This window comes from Paenibacillus oleatilyticus, assembly GCF_018998565.1.
In the GTDB taxonomy this organism is placed as follows: domain Bacteria; phylum Bacillota; class Bacilli; order Paenibacillales; family NBRC-103111; genus Paenibacillus_G; species Paenibacillus_G oleatilyticus.
In genome coordinates this window covers 141,199-159,930 of record NZ_JAHNZO010000008.1, presented here as the reverse complement: position 1 = coordinate 159,930, position 18,732 = coordinate 141,199, and the positions used below count along the sequence as shown (strand labels likewise).

Sequence of the window (18,732 nt, the reverse complement as noted above, 5' to 3'; positions counted from 1 at the left end):
TGAATAAGCAGCTTACACCCTATATTGCCTCTGTATCGGAAAAAGGTTCGGTTCTCTTCTTATTTTTTTTGCAAAGCCGCTGCCGTCTTCTATGCCACGCATACAACACCATAAAACCGAGAACGCTCATTCCCGTGTCCAGCAGCCCCGCTTCCGGCCCGAAGTCTCCACCGGTCAGCCAGCCTGAATGCGTTTGAAACGCAGCTTCGAATACCCCTTTCACATCGTTCCCGCTGACGGCTAGTCCATAAAGGCTGCCCTGCGCGTAGTTCCAAGCAAGATGATAGCCGATCGGCATCCATAAGCTGCCCGTTATCGTGAACATATAAGAAAACAACAAGCCGGTCAAAAAAATATTGAAAATTGCCAAGGCCGATATGTCGTTATTTCCAAGATGAATCAAAGCGAACAACATCGCCGACAGCGTATAAGCAAAGGGCAGCCGGTATTTTAAGGCTTCCATCGTTTTCATGATGTATCCCCGGAAAAACATTTCCTCCGAGAATCCGACCCATATAAACATCATCAGGCTCCAGAGCAGGCCGGACGCGCTCCAGGATGGATTGATCCGAAGCGTAACCGCACCGGCGGCCACCAGAATCCCCGCGATCATCGACATAAAACCGAGGCCCAGTACAATGCCGGCACCCAACTCACGAACTCCCGCCAACGTCAAGCGCATGCCCAGATCCCGGAGGCTTCGTTTTTTAAGCAGTCCCCAGATCAGAAGCGTGGCCGCAATTCCACCCAGCGGGGTAATCAGCTCCGGTCGAACAGAAGAAACGAGTGACTTGCCGCCCCATTTGACCGATAGTACGAGTGCAATCGTGAATTGCAAGCCCACGAACAAGAGCAAGGATAAGAGCAGATCCCATCCGAGCCGCATCTGGCCTGCGTTGTTTTTGAAAAGCTTCCGCAACGTACATCCCTCCGCAGCATAAACATATATCGATACTAACCTATTAAATTTTCTACGTTCATGCCAAAAAAGCAAGCCCTTGGAAGGACTTGCAGAAAAATTTAAGAACTTGTTCCCCTTTATGTCAACTGAGCGGAATCCGCTCAAAACAGTCGGCTGCCCTCAATAATCTCCGCCGTGGTCAACCGCGTTGCCTCATAAAGGATCATGCTGCGTTAAAGTAAAGAAGAAGTTACCGTCCCACTTTTTTCAATCGTTCATGAATAAAATCCCTGATTCCCGAATGATTCCTGTACAAGGTCAAGCTGTATAGGATAGACGATGCGGTGATGGTGGACCAGATCAACCAGTCAGCCGAAATACGAGCGATTTCATTCGCAAACTGTTCTTGACCTGCATCGAAGGATGACACTATGGCGAAAAAATTAAACAATAACAAGATGACCACCCTTCCGGCAAGCATCGCAAACGACGGCAAGGATAATGAGCATAAATTTATCCATCCGCCTGATCCCCTCTTTTTCTCGTTAAGTAATAGTCGATGAGCTGATCCACTTTTTGTTCCGGGTGTTGTTCCGGGCTTTGAAGCACATGGATGATCAGCCCTTCAATAAAACAATAAACCATCTCCGCTTCCAATTCCCGATCACAGTCCGTTTGAAGGTAACCGAGCTCCCCCATAAGATCGACAATCATCCCCATGATATACCTTGTATAATGGTTCATCTGCTGCTGCAGTTCAAGTAGCTCCGGATTGCTGAAGGACTGGCCGAGAAACGCAACCCACACCCTCCGCTCCGACAGCTCCTCCGGATTAACAGGAACGAGAAATTTCATCAGTCTTCTGATCGCTTCTTCATCCGTCCCCTGAAAAGCTTCCGTCCGAGTCATGGCTCTGTCATGCACCCGATCCAACACCAGCTTCATGGAGTAATAGATCAATAGATCCTTTGACGAAAAATGATGCTGGATCATTCCGGCCGAGATGCTTGCTTCATCTGCGATTTGTTGGATCGATGCTTTATCCAATCCATGCTTTAATATCACACGCCAAGTAGCGGATGCGATCTGGTTTTTCCTCTCCGTAAGATCGACTTTTTTGGGCATGGCAAAATGCTCCTTTCATTTTATACAATATGATTATATTGTTTTATTCCGTTTTTTTACAATATGCTCATATTGCAAAGAATCGCCCCGGTTGTCGACAGACTCCCCAAATCCTGCTAGAATGCCCTATAGATCTCCCCCTATAAAAAAATAAAGGTGAAACATCATGCTATCCTTTTCCAGATTGAGCAAATGCAAACCCCCGATCCCGTAATTTCTTTGCCGGCTCATTGAGATTTTTGAATTATAGGGGGATTGGCTGTGCAAAGAAAAATCTCAACACCATCATTATGGCTGTTCATTATTCTTGTTGGTTTCCCGCAAATTAGCGAAACGATCTATACCCCATCCTTACCGGATATCGCAAATCGCCTGCACACAACCGGCAATGCGATTCAACTGACGCTCAGCATTTATTTCCTCGGCTTCGCCGCTGGCGTTTTTTGCTGGGGAAGGCTTTCGGATTCCGTTGGGCGGCGTCCCGCCATGCTTTGGGGGATCTTGGTTTATGCCCTGGGCAGCTTGGGATGTTACCTGTCCGGTTCGGCGGAATGGCTGCTTGCCAGCCGGTTCATTCAAGCTTTCGGCGCCAGCACCGGTTCGGTGGTGACGCAAACCATGCTTCGTGAGAGTATCGACGGCACCAAGCGTCATGCCGTGTTTGCCCAGATCTCTGCGGCACTTGCCTTTACGCCTGCCATCGGGCCGTTCATTGGCGGCTGGGTCGATCAAGTGTTCGGTTTTAGAGCTGTGTTCCTCACGCTTGTAGTGATGAGCGCCGCCATTTTTACGTACACGTTGGTTTCTCTGCCCGAGACAAGAGTGTCCACGAGCCCCGGGGTTCATACGTTTTCTGTAGCCAAACGGCTGGTTTCTGACCGAAGAGTATGGGCATTCGGGTTTCTCATCGGAGCGACAAACGGCATCTTGTTTAGTTACTACGCCGAGGCCCCATTCATTTTTATCGAGTTTTTTCACATGAGTCCGGGCGTATTCGGTTTTTTGGGAATTTTCGTGGCGCTGTCCTCCATCCTCGGTGCGATGCTGTCGAAGAAACTGCTAACCCGGGTCCCGGCGGAAAAAATTATTTTTCTCGGTTCCCTCGTCACGATGGCGGGAGCCGTAGGTCTCACCGTTCTTGCACTTTATGGCATAAGCCCTTCCGCAGCAGGATTGGCATTTATGGTAGCTTCGATCTTTGTCCTCCTGCTGGGAATTGGCATGGCTATTCCTAACTGCCTGAGTCTGGCGCTCGTCAATTACGGCGATGTCCTTGGCACCGCAGGCGCTATTTTCGGATTGGGTTATTACGTAGTGGTCAGCCTGATCACCAGCGGGATGAGCTATCTGCACAATGGTTCGTTGCTAACCATGCCTATGTATTTCCTCATATTGGCGATTAGTATGGCCCTTGTGAGCAAGAAGCTTTAAGCATCGGGAAGCCGGTTCTCCGTTTAGGGAAACGGCTTCTCGTTCTTTCCCAGATAACAGCCCGGAAGAAAAATATGTCAGCCAGATCTTGCAATTCACTTCAACCCAAGTTATATTGTTTACTGGGAAACATAAAAAAGCGTGTCTGCTCGATCCTAGGCCGAAGCTCACACTCATTGTATCCCAGGAAACAATATTATCTATTCGCTTTGCGAAAGGACGGTGCTTAATAGGAATGAAATTAAAAAGCACGCTGTTTATTTTAGGCATCAGTGCCCTTGTCAGCTCACTGGCTACGCATATTTACACGCCATTACTGTCACAGGTGCGAGAACTTATGAATGCCTCTTACTTTACAACCAATTTAACCGTCTCGATCTTTACCGTAGCGCTTGCCGCCATGCAGGTCGTCTACGGCCCGCTTGTCGATGCGAAAGGACGCAAGATCGTGCTGCTGCCCAGCATCTTGCTCTATGTCGCTGCCTCCATCGGCTGCGCATATGCCGGAAATATCTATCTGCTGTTAGCCATGCGTATTCTCCAGGGTGTCGGCGCGGCTGCAATCCCTCTCGTTGCCGTGACTCTGATCGGCGATAAGTTCCATGGGGAGGAACGAGTCAAGGCCATGGGCATATACCAAACGCTCCTTGCAGTAACTCCGGCTATCGGTCCCCCGCTTGGCGGTCTTTTGGGCGGATCGGGTCACTACGGGAATGCGTTTCTGTTCCTTGCCTTTAGCGGCTTGGCCATTTTCATCATGAATGCATTCTGGATCAAAGAAGAACAGAGGCCGCCCGCCAGGCCTACCATCGCCGCAAACCCATCCATCGCGCAAAATTTCCTGAACGTCGTGCGTAATAAAATCGGGGCTATCGTGCTGGCGATCGGCTTCACAACCAATTTCACGCTGTACACCGTCGCTGTTCTCCTGCCAACTTTTCTGAACAATCGATATAGCATGGGACCTGCCTTGACAGGGGTTGTCATTATGCCGTTTATCGTTCTGCTCATGGGGGCTAGCGCCGTCAGCATTCGTTTGCAATCCCGGTTTGGCGTTCTGCGAAGCCTGCTTGTCACGACAGCTTCATCCATCGGAGCTGTCGTTCTGTTCGGGTGCTTGGCAGGAATTAATTTTCCGCTGCTGATGGCCTCCTTCCTGCTGCTCGGCTTTAGTCTGGGCTTGACGCTGCCAATGCAGACCACGCTGCTTAGCGAGCAGTTTGTTCATAACCGGGCAACCGCGATCGGCGTCTACAATCTCGTTCGATACTTCGGCATGGCCGCAGGACCGACCATGGGAGGAATCTTATATACCGGCGGGAACGACATTATTCTAGTAAGCGCGGTTACCGCGCTGTTACTCGCATTATCTGCGGTGCTGGCCCGTTATTTGCAGCCCAAAGAAACCCGTACGGCACTCTCCCCTATGAAGACCGAAGGGTGACTTGACTCTTCCCGCCAGTTGAAAAAGCGACGGCTCTAATGGTACAGTTAAGGCATCCTATACTTGTTTTTCGGAGGAGTCTTATCTTGGGAAACGATGCCAACGCCCAGCATTTATACGCCAAAGTAATGAAAATGGTGCATCTGTATGAAGATCATGATAAGAAAGAAAAAGACATTTTCTTTGCTATTGCCCGGCAATACGGGATCAGGAATTTAACCGACGACCTGACGATGTCCGAAACGCGCGCGATTGAGCTAATCGGCAATCACGAATCCATCAACGTAACCCGGCTTGCCGAGAAGATGGGCATGACCAAAGGCGCGATTACCAAAATCAGCGCCAAGCTACTGGATCGCGGCTGGATCGAGAAGTTTTCGCTCAACGGGAACCGTAAGGAGGTCCTCTTCCGTCTGACGCCGGATGGCCAGATCGTCTATGATGTCCATGAAAGGTATCATCAGTATGTGGAGAAATTTTTTATAGATTTCATCAGCCGCTACTCGGACGAGGACTTTCAATTCATCGATCGTTTGGTCAGCGATATTACCGGCGTGCTCGAAAATTCAATGGCCGCCTTGGGTGCCATGATAAAAAGTGATCGAGCAGAATATTGAGCCCTTAATTATTTGCTTTCGGAATCGCAAAAAAAGAGGCAGTCCTTTAACATGAAATAGCTAAAGGACCGCCTCTTTTGCGTTGATGCCGTAATTTAGTTTTCTACAACGATTTTGACGGCTTGGCCGATTGGCGGCAAGCTTTTGGTCAAGATCGGACCATAGAAGGCATACACTTTGTCGCCTTTTTTAAGCTGATTGGCGGCGACCGGTTGATTGTCCTTCGTTCCGATTACAGGTGTATCCCCTGCCACATTCAGGACGACCGTATCTTGAGATCCGTCGCTAAGCTTATTCCCTTTGATCGTAAGCCGCGTTGTTCCCTCTGCCGATGAAGTAATCTCCTCGATCTCACCGGCCGTACCTAACGTTTGCTGGGCTGCAGGACTTTGTTTCACGATAATCTTTTTCGCATGGGTCATCGGCGGCATGCTCATGGCCATAACCAGACTGTGCTCCGCTTCGATGGACATACCGAGCTGCAGATCGGCAAACGTCAGCTTCTGGTTCGTATCGGATACGATCTCCGTCTCGTCGGAAATATTCAGTCGGACGCCGTGCCTATAGCCGTTAAGGCCGATCTCTCCGCCTTTATCGCGGTAGGTAATGCTGGTAACCGTTCCTTGCTTGGTTGTGCTCGCCGCCTGTTCACCGTTTTCTTGCTTCTTGGAATGAAGATTGATCGTACCCGTTGCATCCACCTTCACTTGAAGCTTCATCACCTTTTCGAAATAGGACAGCGGAACATACGTTTTCTCATTCGTTAACTCCGGCGCCACTTCGAGCGGAACGAGCATTTTGGCAAAGCCGTATTGGTCTTGTCCGATCCGAAGGGTTAGCCATTGGTTACCTTGAACCATCTCCAGCGACTGCGTGTCCGGCTTCCAGGTCAGCTTATAACCCAGAGCTTCGGCGGCAACGCGGATCGGTATCATAATTTCATTTTTGGCGCCTACATAGATCGGGTTCTCTTCCGGAGAGAATCCTTTTCCATCGATTACGAGAACAAATTTTAGACCGCCGTAAGAATCCTGAGGAGTGGGAGCGGAAATCGGCAACGACTTTACCGTCGCAGGCTCGCTTGGAGCGGCGGACACGACGTTGGTTGCAAGCAGCGCGCCGGCCAGGACAGTCCCGAGTACTTTGAATGGTTTCATGATGTCATATCCTCCTGTAATAACCTTATGTAAGATAGCAACCCATGGAGCCAGCGCCCCATATTTGTTGTTCTCAATCTCCTAAACGCGACGTCAGGCTTAAATGTTTCACGACAGGAGTTCCAAGCAAAAAAACGCCTGCTCTCGAAGACGGAGGGCAAACGTTTTGGTCTTGTTCCCCAAAGGTACAGGTGTCGGTCAAAGAAGCATTTTCTCCATACATATACTGCTGGGGCAATCCGCATATTCTCCAAAAGGTGCGATATCGATAAATCCGAATTTCTTGTACAACGCTATCGATTCGGGCTGCATGGGCCCGGTTTCCAGGAGTAAGGACGTAAACCCTGCCCGCACCGCTTCCTGCTCCAGAAAGGACAAGATAGTTGACGCAATCCCTTTATTTCTGAAAGAAGGATCAACGAAAATCCGTTTCAATTCGGCAGCCTGCGCATCTAGCGGGCGGTAAGCCCCGCAGCCGATTCCATTTTCTCCCGACAACTATCTCACCTCAATTTGTTATATAATATTACATGGAATCTGACGTTTGGCACATTTGCCTCTCTTATCCCCCGCCGTCCTCGCTCACAGAAACTAAATTTCCATGAAATGCATAAAGCTGCAAGCTTATTACGTTAATGTAGACACCTTAATAGACTTAAGAGTATTCTTAGGTGGACTTAAGATTTGGCGTCATTCGCAAGTAAAATGTCGCCTTCCGCTAGTTACAGAGCGACCCAGGGGAAGTACGATAATAGCTGTCCCTTCAACTAGGCCGGACACCGGGTCGCAACCAAAACCAGCGAATATGCAAGCAGCCAAAGGAGGCCCATATATATGAAGTCTCATTCCTCTGACCGGATTAAAATCCCGCCGGGATTTTGGGCAGGATTACATCAATTAGGGATTGCCGCCCGCGACGTCGCTCGCAGAGCACGACTGCCGCTCACCATGATTACCGAACCGGCAGTCACCACCGCTCAATATTTCGCGATCTGGCAAGCTTATTCCGACCTCGTTGGGGACACGGCCAAAGGAATCGTCAAGCTTGTGACCGTCTTTGAAACAGCAAAGTACCCGCCGGCCGTCTTGGCGACTTACCACGCGCGTGACTACCGCGACGCTCTCAACCGAATGGCTCGGTACAAACAACTGTGTCCCCCTGAAAGCTTACGTATCACCGAGGAGGGCGAGCGCTGTACAATCGAACTGGAATGGCTGGATGCCGAGCAACCCGGCCCGCCGCTGCTGGTTGGGATCACGCTGGCCTATCTTCTGGAGCTTGGGCGCCGGGGCACAGGTCAACCTTTGACGGCGCGGTTCGTCGAATTCTCGCACTCCATGGGCGATGTGCAGACCCTTGAAGCTTACTTCGGTTGCCCTATCCGGATTGGCGCAGAATGCAACCGGTTGACGCTGCATCGAAAAGATCTGGACCGCCCCTTTGTCTCGTACAACGAAGAGTTGCTGGAGATCCTGACCCCCGCTCTGGACCGATCGTTGGATGAACAGCAGCGCAGCCGCTCCATTACCGAGACGGTCAAATGGATCATGAAACGCAGCCTTACCGGAGGGCGTCCCGACATTCAGACCGTCGCAAAGGAGTTGGGTATGAGCGATCGTACCTTGCAGCGCCGGCTTACTGACGAAAATACGAGCTTCAAGCATCTATTGACCCAGGCTAGACATGAGCAGGCACGAGAGTACTTGGCGGACCCCTCGCTCGATATTAAAGAAGTGGCTTTCCTGATTGGATATGAAGACCAGAACTCGTTCTACCGCGCCTTTCGCCTCTGGGAAGGCGATACACCTTCTAGTTGGCGGAACGAACATTTACGTACGAACTAGCTAAACCAATTCTAAAGTAGATAAAAAGGAGAAATGTTCTATGGATATGGGATTAAACAATAAAACGGCTTTAGTTACAGGATCAACGAAAGGTATAGGTAAAGCCATTGCCATCGAACTGGCCAAAGAAGGTGTTCATGTACTAATTAACGGACGAAATTATGAAGAGGTCGAACGAGTTGTAGATGAAATTAAGTCGGATTTTCCGGCTACTTCTCCTCAAAATGCCGCAGCCGATATTGTGGATATTCAACAAAGAGAAGCTTTATTTAAAAAATTCCCCAACGTTGATATTTTAGTTAACAATATGGGGATTTACGAAATTATGCAATATGAGGACGTAGACGACGCAGTATGGGAAAAATACTTCCGTACGAATGTTCTTGCAGCAAATGGGCTATCCAAATTTTATTTACCTAAAATGCTGAAAAATGATTATGGCCGCATTATTTTTATTGCGAGTGAAGAAGCCATTATGCCTTCAGGACAAATGCCACAGTATTGTATGACAAAATCCATGCTATTATCGTTATCAAAAAGCCTATCCAAATTGACAGCAGGAACAGAAGTTACGGTCAATACGATCCTGCCAGGACCTACACTCTCTGAAAACGTGCATCAAATCATTGAAGGGATGTACCCCAATGAAGATCTGACTTTTTCGGAAAAAGAGAAAAAATTTATGATGACAAACCTGCCTCAATCTGAGATCCGGCGATTTATCAAGCCTATTGAAATAGGGAGACTAGCTGCATTTGTGTGCAGTCCTTATGCATCCGCATTTAAAGGTTCTCCAATCCGTATGGATGGAGGAATGGTGCCGACTATTTTTTAACATTTTTTGTATTTCAGATACGAAAAGAGGACGTTCCCACGCATTTTCGCAGCTTGGGATACGTCCTCAAACTATTTTTCACAATAAGCTGGCGCTCAGTCCTGCAGCTCCGCCCGGAAGCGCTCCAGTTCGCTTCGCACTTCGGCTGCAGTAGCCAACTGCAGCCACTGCTGCGCTCGCTCCCGGCACGTCTCGGCGTTCAGCCGGGCGAGCGCGCGCTTCACCTTCGGCAGCGCTCCCGCTTCCATGCTCCACTCGTCGAGATCGAGACCGAGCAGGAGCGGCGCCGCCAGCGGATCGCCGGCCATGCCGCCGCACATCCCCGTCCACTTGCCGTGCCGGTGGGCGGCTTCGATCACCCGGCAAATCAGCTCCAGCACTGCCGGATGGAAATAATCGTACAGCTCCGCGACCTTCTCGTTCATCCGGTCTACGGCCAGCGTGTACTGGACGAGATCGTTCGTCCCGATGCTGAAGAAATCGACCTCGCGCGCAAAGCTGTCGGCCATCACCGCCGTAGACGGAACCTCCACCATGATGCCCAGCTCGATATTCCGGTCGAAATCGACGTCCTCGCGGCGCAGCTCCTCCATCGCCTCATGCGCTGCCCCTCTCGCCCTTCTCCATTCGTCCATGCTGGAGATCATCGGAAACATGATCTTGACGCAGCCATGCGCGCTGGCCCGCAAAATCGCCCGCAGCTGCGTTCTCAGCAGCTCGGGGCGATCGAGGCCGATCCGAATGGCGCGGTAGCCGAGAAACGGGTTCGTCTCCTTGGGTAGCTCCAGCGCCGGAAGCTCCTTGTCTCCGCCAATGTCAAGCGTACGGATGATCACGGGACGGCCGTCCATCGCTTCTGCGGCACGCCGGTATGCAGCATATTGCGCTTCTTCATCCGGAAGCCGCGACGCCCCCATGAACAGAAACTCCGTCCGGTACAGCCCGATGCCGTCCGCACCAGCCACCGCAGCCGCCTCGGCCTCCGGAACCGTGCCGATATTGGCGGCCAGCTCCACCCGCCGCCCGTCTGCAGTTACCGCCGGGCGGGAGCGGAACGCCTCAAGCTCGTCCCGAAGCGCACGCTCCCGCTCCTGCAGCTCCGCCGCCTGCCGGAGATAAGCGTCCTCCGGGTTGCGGACGCACAGGCCTGCGCTCCCGTCGACGACCAGCGTCTCGCCGTCCTGCACGGTATCCAGAGCATCACCCGCGCCAACGACCGCAGGAATGCCCAGCGACCGGGCGAGAATCGCCGTATGCGACGTCTTCCCGCCGACCCTCGTGACGAAGGCCAACACGACACTCGGGTCGAGCTGCACCGTATCCGACGGCGCGAGATCGTCGGCGACGAGAATCACGGGCTCGCGAAGCTCCGAGAGCTTAACCGCAGTCCCTCCGCGCAGGCTGGAAAGCAGGCGGCTCCCAATGTCCCGGATATCCGCCGCGCGCTCCCGCATATACTCGTTCGCCATGCTTTCCAACCGCGCCGCGTAAAATTCGGTGACCTCCCGGACCGCCCGGTCCGCCGATATATGCAGCTCCGCGACCTTCCGTTCCATCGCCGGATAAAACTTGGGATCGTCGAGAAACCGCAGCTGGCCCGCAATAATTCCGGCTTTGTCTTCGCCGAGCGTCCGCTTCGTCCGCTCCACCATAGCTTGCAGCTCCGCCGCGCAGGCCTCCTTCGCCTGCCGCAGCTTTGCCGTTTCCGCTGCCACTTCGTCAGGACCGATGCTTTCGCGCTCCGGCGCCATGCCGGCCGACGGTCCCGGCGAATACCGCAGCGCGCGTCCGATCCGCACGCCTTCCGACACGCCGATGCCTGAAATCCGCTGCTCCCTCATCACGCTTCACCGAACTTGCTTTCGATCAGCTCGGCCAATGACTGCAAGCATTCCTGCTCGTCCGGACCGCTAACTTCCAAAGTAACACGGGCCCCTTTTTCCAGTCCGAGGGTCATCAGGTCCAGCATGCTTTTTCCGTCGGCTTCTTCGCCGCTTTCACTGCGCACCTTCAGGTCCGAATGAAACTCGTTAGCCTTGTCTACGAACAACTGGGCCGGGCGGACGTGAAAACCTTGTTCGTTAAGTATGATTATCTCTTTCGTCACCATGCGGCATACCTCCTAACCGATCATTTTTATATATTGAACGGGAATCAATTAGTTCAAAAGCGGGATGCGTTCCTTGTACCGTTCGATCAGGGCAGCATTGTGGCGGTCGGCCCCGTCGATGTTACCGCTCAGGAAGACAGGCGGCTGGAACCCCCGCTCCGCCATCCGTTCGATGGCCGAGGCCAGCACGGCATTGAGCAGCGCCGCTCCGATTACCGTAGACGTCGGGGTGAACGGGATCGGAACGTCCGGATGGTTCAACACCGCATCGCCTTTGACCGCATAATTGTTAAGGACCAAGTCCGCGGCATCGTACAGATGCTTGCCGCTCGTATGCCGCGAAGGCTGGCTTTGCGAATACTCAAGCGAAGTAATGCCGATCGTAAAGGCCCCTTTTTCCTTCGCCGCCAGCACGACGTCGACCGGAACCGGATTGCGCCCGGAGGTGGACAGCACGAACGCAACTTCGCCGGGACGGATGTCCTGCTCCTCCATAAACGTGCGGGCCAGTCCGTTCTGCCTTTCCAGCTCCGAGGAGCGGACCGCCCCTTCGTGCAGCATGAGCGGCTCCACGAAGATCGGCCGGATCGGAACCAAGCCGCCTGCGCGGTAAAACACTTCCTCCGTCAAAATATGCGAGTGGCCGCATCCGAACAAATGAACGACACCTCCGCCAATGATGCAGTCGGCCGTCCGTTCCGCAGCCTGCCACATCGCAGCCGTTTCGGTCATTTCCACCTGGTTCAGCATGTGCCGTATATGATTGAAATAGGTTTGGATCATAGCTGCCTTCACCTGCTTTTCTTCATAATGTGGGTTGATGCCGCTGCTTGGCATCGTTCACGATACGCGTCATGACGTCGAGACTCGTCTCCAGGATCTCCCGCCCTTTCTCCGAGGTGGCCAGCGTCGCGTCGCCGAGAACGGCGGACGAGGTGAACGTCTCCCAAGGGGTAGGCGTACAGTCCGCCTCCACCCCGATGTCGGGGATATCGCAAATCGCCCGGCTCATGTCGACATGCTCGCCGGCCAGATACAGCATATACGAGGTTTCAATCTCGCAAGCGTGAAAGTACGAAGCATGGCTGCTGGAAGACTCGCGGACCTGAGCCGTAATTTCTTTCACACCGGGATAAAAGAAATAATAAACCTTCAGCTCGGGTACCCGTTCCGCCAGCTTGCGGGCCGCTTCCTTCAAGGCCGTGGCGTTGCCGAGGTGACCGTTCAGCATGATGAAGATGCGAAAGCCTTGCCGGAACAAGCTTTCGCCGATATCGCTCAGCAAGGCGATCAGCGCCTCGTTGGACACGTTGATGCTGCCCGGAAAATTCCGCAGGCTCCATACCTGGCCGTAAGGCAGCGTCGGCAGAACGAAGCTGCCGGTCCGCTCCGCCAGCTTGGCGGCCAGCCGCTCCGCCAGCAGATTGTCCGTCCCGAGCGGAAGATGGGGCCCGTGTGCTTCTACTGCGCCGATTGGCAAAATCGCAGCCTGCGCCCGGACGATTTTCTCCTTGACGTCAAACGAATTTTCGTATTGCAGTTGCATGGCCGGACCTCCTCACCGTTTAAAGGCGAAGCAGTTCGCCGGATTCGTCACGAAAAACTTTTCCACCAGCTTATCCCCGTCGAACCCGGCCTTGTTCGCCTCGTCGATAAAGCGCGGCACCCACTTGGCGATGATATATTCCAGGCCGAGCCCGTAATCGTAGTGCTTGTAGTAGGTTTTTCTCGCCGTGTCGCCGCTGATCAAAATTTGGTCCTCGTACCCTTTGCGCACCAGCTCCAGCAGGAGATGAATCCGCGTGCTCTCCGGCGCGTGTTTGATTTTGGCGATGCCGTCGAAGCACAGATAAGCGCCGGTTTTCGCCATTTGCTCGTGGTAGTACGGATCGGGATTCCGGTCCATATGGCCGAAGCTGACGTATGCCAGATTCACGTTCTCGCTCCGCAGCAGCTCGATCTGCTCCAATCCCATCGTTCCGACCTCCGTATGGGAGTGGACCGGCGCTTTTGTCTCGTGGTGCGCCCGGGCGACGGCCCGCAGCGTCTTCTCCTCCAGCGGCGTAATCCGGTTGTAGCCTGTGCCGAATTTCACTTGACCGCCTTTGAACGGCGTTCCTTCGAGCCCTTCCTCTACCTCGCGGATGACGAAATCCGCCAGCTCGTTGATGCTTTTCGCATCGATCCACTCGTAGTACGTATTGTAATTGCCGATGATCGGCTTCAGCTCTTCCTTCACTTTGGCATTCCACAGAAAGCTTTTGTTGAAGCCGGCCGTGCCGACGATCTGAACGCCGGTTTCCTCCATGATGGCGTACACCGCATCGACGTCGCGTCCGTAATCGACCGCTGTGGCGTCGATGATCGTTTGGCCGCCGTGGCGTTTGAAGTCCAGCACGTCCAGCTTCGATTTTTCCTTATCATCCAGCAGCAGGTCGTCTTCTCCCCGCTCCGCCCAGAAGGCCGGACGGCAAACGATATGCTCATGGGAATACGTAAAGCCAAGCTGCTCCTTAGGGATATCTCCACGCAAAGTCCGAACGAAACTCATCTCTCTGTGACCTCCTTATCGCGCCGCGGCCGGCGAACCGGCCGGGGCCGAATGGCGATTTTGGTTAAAATAGCAGCTTCGCAAGCAGGCTGATGATCGGCCCGATAATGAACATGTCGGAGTCTGCCGCCCACATGGCCGTATCCGGAATCGTCGAAGCGATGAAAAATTTGACCATCGCGTACTGGCCCCAAGCGACGACGGTTGCGGTGACAAACCCGGCGAGCACCGCGCCGCGCGCTCCCCCGGTCGCGTTGCCGAAGACGCCTGCCGTAGCGCCGTGGAAGAACAGCACGATCATCGTCGGCACGAAGATGTAAGCGACCGTGTTGCCGAGAACGACGAGCCAAATCAGAGCCCCGACAAAGGCTCCCATAAACCCGAGAATGACGGCGTTTGGCGCATAAGGGAACGTAACCGGGCAATCGAGCGCAGGCTTCGCGCCGGGAACGATCTTGGTGGCGATCCCGTTAAACGCCGGCACCAGCTCGCCGATGAACATGCGCACGCCCATGAGAACGATTGCAATCCCGCCGGCAAACGTGAGCGATTGAAGCATCGCGTAGATGATGAAGTTCTGCTCGCCCGCTTTGGCGACCAGCTCTTTTGCACCCGGCGTGTCTTTCATGACGACGACGATCGCGCCGATCAGGAACAGCAGCCCCATGCTGAGCGCCGTAATGACGTTGGAGTCTCGAAGAAACTCGAAGCCCTTCGGCACTTTGATTTTTTCCGCGTCGTTCTCTTTGTTCCCGAACCACTTGCCGAGCAGCGCGCCAAGCAGCGCAACCGACGCCGACGTATGCCCGAGGGCGATGTTGTCATTGCCCGTAATTTTGCGGACGAACGGCTGGGTGAGCGCAGGCTGCAGCGTCCAATACAGACCGAGAATAATCGATAGGAACAAGACCAGCTTGCCGAAAGAAACGTTGCCTGCCGAATGGACCACGACGCCTGCGAATACGGTCGATGTCCAGAACATCATGTGACCGGTCAAGTAAATGAACTTGAACTTGGTGAACCTCGCGAGCAGGACGTTGATCAAAAAGCCGATGAACATCGCCAGCGTGACTGCGCTTCCGAATTTGGAGTTGAACGTCTGCTGCCCCATGAATTGGCCGAGCGATTCGGCTTGCAGCCCGAACACTTCCTTCCACATCGGCTCGAACACATTAAGCGCATTGACGATAACGCCCGCCCCCGCCCCGATGATAAGGAAGCCGATGACGGCCTTGAACGTCCCGCTGATCACCTGGCTTGTCGTTTTTTTCTGAAGCAGGAGACCGACCAGTACGATGAATCCGAGCAAAATGGCCGGCGTGCCGAAGACGTTGGTCGCAATCCAAAAAATGACTTCCATGTAAAATCCCCCTTTAAGGATTAGATGGTGTCTTTCAATTTCTCTTTAATTTCGTTCAGATCGAAATAGTTGTTCACGATCACGATATTGGCGGAGTGCCCCTGCAGGCTCTGCGCCAGCTCGTTGCTCGTGATGATATGATCGGCGGACATGCCCGATGCCGAAGAAACGTCCGTATGCTCCACATCGGCGCTCACACCCAATTCCCTCAGCACGCTTTCCACGTTCATCCGCAAAATCAAACTCGTTCCTTGACCTAAACCGCATACGCATAAAATTTTCATGCTTCATTCCTCCTCAAGATGATATTTTCGATGTCTTCCGAGCTTCTGGCTTCTCTGAAGCACTGTACATGGTTCGGGTCGTTCAAAATCAGCGTCAGCCTTCTTAGCAAGGCGATATGGTCGGCGTTCGAGGCCGAACCGAGCGCGAAGACCAGATCGACCGGATCGTTCGTTTGGTGGCCGAACACCACCGGTTGTTTCAACCGGACGAAAGCGACGGACGCCTCATGGACACCGTCCTCGGCTTTCGCGTGCGGCAGGGCGATGTGCGGCGCGAGCACAAAGTATGGCCCCTTGTCGCGGTACGCCTGCACCATCGCCTCGACGTAGGAGGCGTCCGCCGCTCCCCCGCTGACGAGCAGCGAGCCGGCGGCTCGAATCGCTTCCTCCGCCGATTGCACCTCCACATCGAGACCGATCAGTTCCTTTTCCAAAAATTTCATCCGTTCCTCTCCTCCCTGCTACGATTCCTTGCTATGACGTATGCTGCCGGATCAGTCCGGCAAGCTGTTCGGCGGTCTGTGCCTTGAGAAGGATATCCTTTGTTTCTTCCTCCCGTAGCAGCATCGTCAGCTGGGACAGCGCCCGCAAATGCGATTCGCCGTCCGCGCTGGCGAGCACCAGCACGAGCCGGATCTGGTGGCGGGCCTCCGGACCGAACGGGACGGCATGCTCCAGCTTCAGCAGGCTCATGCCCAGCCGCCGGACGCCCTCCTCCGGCTTCGCGTGAGCGATAGCCACCCCCGGGCTGACGACGATATACGGTCCGTAGCTGTCGACTTTGGCGATCATTGCATTCACATACCGCGGTTCGATGAAGCCTCTGCGCAGCAGCGGCCCTGCCGCCAGCCCGATCGCGTCCTTCCAATCAGATGCCCCGCCCCGCAGCACCAAGTGCTCCGGCGGCAGCAAGCTGCCAAGCGAGGGCTTCTCTTCTTCCGCCGCCGGAGCGCGTCCGGCGGACAAGTAGCGCTGGAGCTCCCGCAGCAGACCTTCTTCGTCCGAGATCCGCGCGTACTTCCGGACCATCTCCAGAATCGCCTGCGCGGAGCGGCCCTGCGGCGCATCCATCTGCCCCGATACCCGGTTCACCTGATGAAGCAGGTGCGCTTTGTCGGCATCCGATAAAATCGGATGCACCGTAAACACCGGCGCCGGGCTGTCCTGCAGCGGTACGGTCGAGAACAGCAGATCCACCGATTCCGCCGGAAAAGATTCATAATCCCGGAGCGACAAGACCGCTTCGATATCCAGGGCCGGGAATAGCTGCTCCAGCTGGATTCTTAACATGCGCGCGGCGGAAATGCCGTTGACGCATACGATCGCCGCCTTTTTCCGCCGGACGGGCATGGCGTTTTCCCGGCGCATCCAGCCTCCGAAATGCATCGCCAGGTAGGCGACCTCATTGTCGTCGACCGGCTTGCCCAAATGCTCTTCCAGCGGTTTTACGCATTTTCTGGAAATTTCGAATATTTCTCCGTATTTCGCTTTCATCGCTTCCGCGAGCGGATTGTCGATCTCCAGTCCGAATTTGATCCGGTAATAAGCCGGTTTCAAATGGATCAGCAGCCGCTGCTCCAGCTCGTCACGGTGTTGAAAAAAAATGCACGCATGCCGCTCGAACAAGTCGATCATCTGCCGGATCAATCGCCTTAACAGCGGGACGGTTTCGTCGGCGTCGGCATCCTTGTCGGGATCGGCCAACACCTCCCCGCCGCTCGCCCGGTTCACCCGCGCCCCCAACAGCTGGAGCATCAAGTAACAGATCTCATCCTCCGGAAATTCGAGGTCGAACAGGCGTCCTAGCTCGCCCGCCAGTTGGACAGCTCCCGCGTATTCCGGCGTTTGCTTTAGGGCTTCTTTTTCGTCGGCGTCGAGTGTAATGCGATGTCCCTGTTGGAGCCGGTTCGCGTAAACGAGCAATCTGGTGGTGAGACTAAACACCATATCGTCGGTGAATTCCAACCCGAGCGTCTTCTCGCAGCGGGTGACGAGCTCGTACACTTCCGCGAGCTGTTCCTCTTGAAAGAACGGAAGCTTGCGGTGAACTACATTGGCATTGACCAGCCCTTGAAACTGCGAGACGAAGCTTTTCCAGCTGACGTGATGAAGCACTTGCGACATAAAGTACGACAACGCCTTGCGCTGGTCAGTCTCTTTCCCTTCGACGCTGTAACCGTTCTTTTTATCGAACATCACCTCAAGCTGAAAAGCGGCAAGCTCTTTCTTCACCTGCTTCAGCTCGTTCAATCCGGTACCGCGGCTAACCAACAATAAGTCCGTGATCTCTTGCATAAACAGCGGTTCCCTGCGGGTGAGCAACTGAATCGCCACCCAGGCTTTTCGCTCCCGCGGGGACAAGTAATAGTCGTCCTTTTCAACTTCTTGCGCCATGGAAGGGATGCGGGAGCGGCTTTCCTCCGGCAGCAGATACCCCCGGCCGCGAACATATTCGACAGGAGCGAGTCCGTGGTCCGAGAGCCACTCGTTGACGGCTTGCAGATCGTAGTAGACCGTCCGCTTGGAGATATCGAACTTCTTCATGATTTCACGGACGGACACGTAATCTCCGGTTTCCTGCAGCATGGCGAGCATGCCGGCGCGCCTCTGGTCCAGAATCACCCATCCCCCCCTCCGTCAGTCTATCTTTCCAATCTAGTATGTTATCTGACGCCCTTATTATACAATTGACCTTCGCGCCAAAAACAGAACAACTATTGTCGTCCGTTCCGTGCAAAAATTGCACTGTCCCTTTCCGGAAACTTTTCATACCTAATCTCGTATAAAAGAATAACGAACCTAAAAGGAGGTTTTTCGAATGTATCTTCTGGCTATACTGCTTCCTCCTGTCGCCGTTCTATTTTGCGGAAAACCGATACAGGCCCTTCTCAACTTCATTCTGACGCTGTTCTTCTGGCTGCCGGGCGCCATTCATGCCTGTCTGGTCGTCCACGAGCGCAAGCAGGATCAACGGATGGAACGAATGTCCCGGAACATGTACCGGTAATTAGGTATAGGTAGCGGATCGTTGCAAAGACACTTCTCTCAAAAGGAAGTGTTTTTTTGTTTTTT

Annotated in this window: 19 protein-coding genes; 6 read left to right on the top strand and 13 right to left on the bottom strand. The window is 53.7% G+C overall.

Annotated features, from left to right (window positions below; genetic code table 11):
- Positions 1 to 19: 19 nt before the first annotated feature.
- Positions 20 to 919, bottom strand: coding sequence for a CPBP family intramembrane glutamic endopeptidase (locus KQX66_RS12965; RefSeq protein WP_216792961.1), 900 nt, complete (start codon positions 917 to 919; stop codon positions 20 to 22).
- Positions 920 to 1,414: 495 nt separating this feature from the next.
- A complete protein-coding gene (locus tag KQX66_RS12960) occupies positions 1,415 to 2,026 on the bottom strand; it encodes a TetR/AcrR family transcriptional regulator (protein WP_216792959.1) in 612 nt (203 codons plus the stop codon).
- A 261-nt stretch (positions 2,027 to 2,287) separates the two neighbouring features.
- Between KQX66_RS12960 and KQX66_RS12955 the strand changes: the two genes are divergently transcribed.
- The 3 genes from KQX66_RS12955 to KQX66_RS12945 all read left to right on the top strand — a co-directional run bounded on the left by KQX66_RS12955 (position 2,288) and on the right by KQX66_RS12945 (position 5,518).
- A complete protein-coding gene (locus KQX66_RS12955) occupies positions 2,288 to 3,457 on the top strand; it encodes a multidrug effflux MFS transporter (protein ID WP_216792957.1) in 1,170 nt (389 codons plus the stop codon).
- 235 nt (positions 3,458 to 3,692) lie between these two features.
- On the top strand, positions 3,693 to 4,901 hold the full coding sequence (locus KQX66_RS12950) for an MFS transporter (protein ID WP_216792955.1): 1,209 nt from the start codon (positions 3,693 to 3,695) through the stop codon (positions 4,899 to 4,901).
- An 86-nt stretch (positions 4,902 to 4,987) separates the two neighbouring features.
- Complete coding sequence (locus KQX66_RS12945; RefSeq protein ID WP_216792953.1) at positions 4,988 to 5,518, top strand: MarR family transcriptional regulator; 531 nt, start codon at positions 4,988 to 4,990, stop codon at positions 5,516 to 5,518.
- A 95-nt stretch (positions 5,519 to 5,613) separates the two neighbouring features.
- Here the strand turns inward: KQX66_RS12945 and KQX66_RS12940 are convergent, their stop codons facing one another.
- Positions 5,614 to 6,675 (bottom strand): copper amine oxidase N-terminal domain-containing protein, encoded by a 1,062-nt coding sequence (locus KQX66_RS12940; protein WP_216792951.1) that lies wholly within the window; start codon positions 6,673 to 6,675, stop codon positions 5,614 to 5,616.
- Between the two features lie 198 nt (positions 6,676 to 6,873).
- Complete coding sequence (locus tag KQX66_RS12935; protein WP_216792948.1) at positions 6,874 to 7,173, bottom strand: GNAT family N-acetyltransferase; 300 nt, start codon at positions 7,171 to 7,173, stop codon at positions 6,874 to 6,876.
- A 336-nt stretch (positions 7,174 to 7,509) separates the two neighbouring features.
- Between KQX66_RS12935 and KQX66_RS12930 the strand changes: the two genes are divergently transcribed.
- Together KQX66_RS12930 and KQX66_RS12925 are read left to right on the top strand one after the other, a co-directional pair.
- A complete protein-coding gene (locus KQX66_RS12930; RefSeq protein ID WP_216792946.1) occupies positions 7,510 to 8,520 on the top strand; it encodes a helix-turn-helix transcriptional regulator in 1,011 nt (336 codons plus the stop codon).
- Between the two features lie 40 nt (positions 8,521 to 8,560).
- Complete coding sequence (locus KQX66_RS12925) at positions 8,561 to 9,355, top strand: SDR family NAD(P)-dependent oxidoreductase (RefSeq protein ID WP_216792944.1); 795 nt, start codon at positions 8,561 to 8,563, stop codon at positions 9,353 to 9,355.
- 95 nt (positions 9,356 to 9,450) lie between these two features.
- Here KQX66_RS12925 and ptsP read toward each other — a convergent pair whose 3' ends face one another.
- From ptsP to KQX66_RS12880, 9 genes are all read right to left on the bottom strand, one after another.
- A complete protein-coding gene (gene ptsP, locus KQX66_RS12920) occupies positions 9,451 to 11,196 on the bottom strand; it encodes a phosphoenolpyruvate--protein phosphotransferase (RefSeq protein ID WP_216792941.1) in 1,746 nt (581 codons plus the stop codon).
- Positions 11,196 to 11,465 carry an HPr family phosphocarrier protein gene (locus tag KQX66_RS12915; RefSeq protein WP_216792938.1) on the bottom strand — a complete coding sequence of 90 codons (270 nt, stop codon included), beginning with the start codon at positions 11,463 to 11,465 and terminating at the stop codon, positions 11,196 to 11,198. Before KQX66_RS12915 ends, ptsP begins: the two co-directional genes overlap by 1 nt.
- 48 nt (positions 11,466 to 11,513) lie before the next feature.
- Entirely contained in the window at positions 11,514 to 12,248 is a 735-nt protein-coding gene (locus KQX66_RS12910) for an SIS domain-containing protein (protein ID WP_216792936.1), read from the bottom strand.
- 22 nt (positions 12,249 to 12,270) lie between these two features.
- Complete coding sequence (locus KQX66_RS12905) at positions 12,271 to 13,011, bottom strand: creatininase family protein (protein WP_216792934.1); 741 nt, start codon at positions 13,009 to 13,011, stop codon at positions 12,271 to 12,273.
- Positions 13,012 to 13,023: 12 nt separating this feature from the next.
- Positions 13,024 to 14,016, bottom strand: a complete 993-nt coding sequence (locus KQX66_RS12900; protein ID WP_216792931.1) for a phosphotriesterase family protein — start codon at positions 14,014 to 14,016, stop codon at positions 13,024 to 13,026.
- A gap of 64 nt (positions 14,017 to 14,080) precedes the next feature.
- Positions 14,081 to 15,376: a PTS ascorbate transporter subunit IIC gene (gene ulaA / locus KQX66_RS12895; RefSeq protein WP_216792929.1), complete on the bottom strand. Its 1,296-nt coding sequence runs from the start codon at positions 15,374 to 15,376 to the stop codon at positions 14,081 to 14,083.
- Between the two features lie 20 nt (positions 15,377 to 15,396).
- Positions 15,397 to 15,660 (bottom strand): PTS sugar transporter subunit IIB, encoded by a 264-nt coding sequence (locus tag KQX66_RS12890; RefSeq protein ID WP_216792927.1) that lies wholly within the window; start codon positions 15,658 to 15,660, stop codon positions 15,397 to 15,399.
- Complete coding sequence (locus tag KQX66_RS12885) at positions 15,657 to 16,103, bottom strand: PTS sugar transporter subunit IIA (protein WP_216792925.1); 447 nt, start codon at positions 16,101 to 16,103, stop codon at positions 15,657 to 15,659. Before KQX66_RS12885 ends, KQX66_RS12890 begins: the two co-directional genes overlap by 4 nt.
- Positions 16,104 to 16,134: 31 nt before the next feature.
- Positions 16,135 to 18,282, bottom strand: coding sequence for a BglG family transcription antiterminator (locus tag KQX66_RS12880; protein WP_308647234.1), 2,148 nt, complete (start codon positions 18,280 to 18,282; stop codon positions 16,135 to 16,137).
- Positions 18,283 to 18,478: 196 nt separating this feature from the next.
- On the opposite strand from KQX66_RS12880, the gene KQX66_RS12875 reads away from it, so the two are divergent.
- Positions 18,479 to 18,667: a YqaE/Pmp3 family membrane protein gene (locus KQX66_RS12875; protein ID WP_010500852.1), complete on the top strand. Its 189-nt coding sequence runs from the start codon at positions 18,479 to 18,481 to the stop codon at positions 18,665 to 18,667.
- Positions 18,668 to 18,732 lie beyond the last annotated feature (65 nt).

Coding starts and splice junctions, on each gene's coding strand:
- KQX66_RS12910 (WP_216792936.1), bottom strand. CDS start 12,248: ATGATCCAAACCTATTTCAATCATATACGGCACATGCTGAACCAGGTG.
- KQX66_RS12940 (WP_216792951.1), bottom strand. CDS start 6,675: ATGAAACCATTCAAAGTACTCGGGACTGTCCTGGCCGGCGCGCTGCTT.
- KQX66_RS12875 (WP_010500852.1), top strand. CDS start 18,479: ATGTATCTTCTGGCTATACTGCTTCCTCCTGTCGCCGTTCTATTTTGC.
- KQX66_RS12960 (WP_216792959.1), bottom strand. CDS start 2,026: ATGCCCAAAAAAGTCGATCTTACGGAGAGGAAAAACCAGATCGCATCC.
- KQX66_RS12950 (WP_216792955.1), top strand. CDS start 3,693: ATGAAATTAAAAAGCACGCTGTTTATTTTAGGCATCAGTGCCCTTGTC.
- KQX66_RS12915 (WP_216792938.1), bottom strand. CDS start 11,465: ATGGTGACGAAAGAGATAATCATACTTAACGAACAAGGTTTTCACGTC.
- KQX66_RS12885 (WP_216792925.1), bottom strand. CDS start 16,103: ATGAAATTTTTGGAAAAGGAACTGATCGGTCTCGATGTGGAGGTGCAA.
- KQX66_RS12930 (WP_216792946.1), top strand. CDS start 7,510: ATGAAGTCTCATTCCTCTGACCGGATTAAAATCCCGCCGGGATTTTGG.
- ulaA (WP_216792929.1), bottom strand. CDS start 15,376: ATGGAAGTCATTTTTTGGATTGCGACCAACGTCTTCGGCACGCCGGCC.
- KQX66_RS12905 (WP_216792934.1), bottom strand. CDS start 13,011: ATGCAACTGCAATACGAAAATTCGTTTGACGTCAAGGAGAAAATCGTC.
- KQX66_RS12900 (WP_216792931.1), bottom strand. CDS start 14,016: ATGAGTTTCGTTCGGACTTTGCGTGGAGATATCCCTAAGGAGCAGCTT.
- ptsP (WP_216792941.1), bottom strand. CDS start 11,196: ATGAGGGAGCAGCGGATTTCAGGCATCGGCGTGTCGGAAGGCGTGCGG.
- KQX66_RS12925 (WP_216792944.1), top strand. CDS start 8,561: ATGGATATGGGATTAAACAATAAAACGGCTTTAGTTACAGGATCAACG.
- KQX66_RS12890 (WP_216792927.1), bottom strand. CDS start 15,660: ATGAAAATTTTATGCGTATGCGGTTTAGGTCAAGGAACGAGTTTGATT.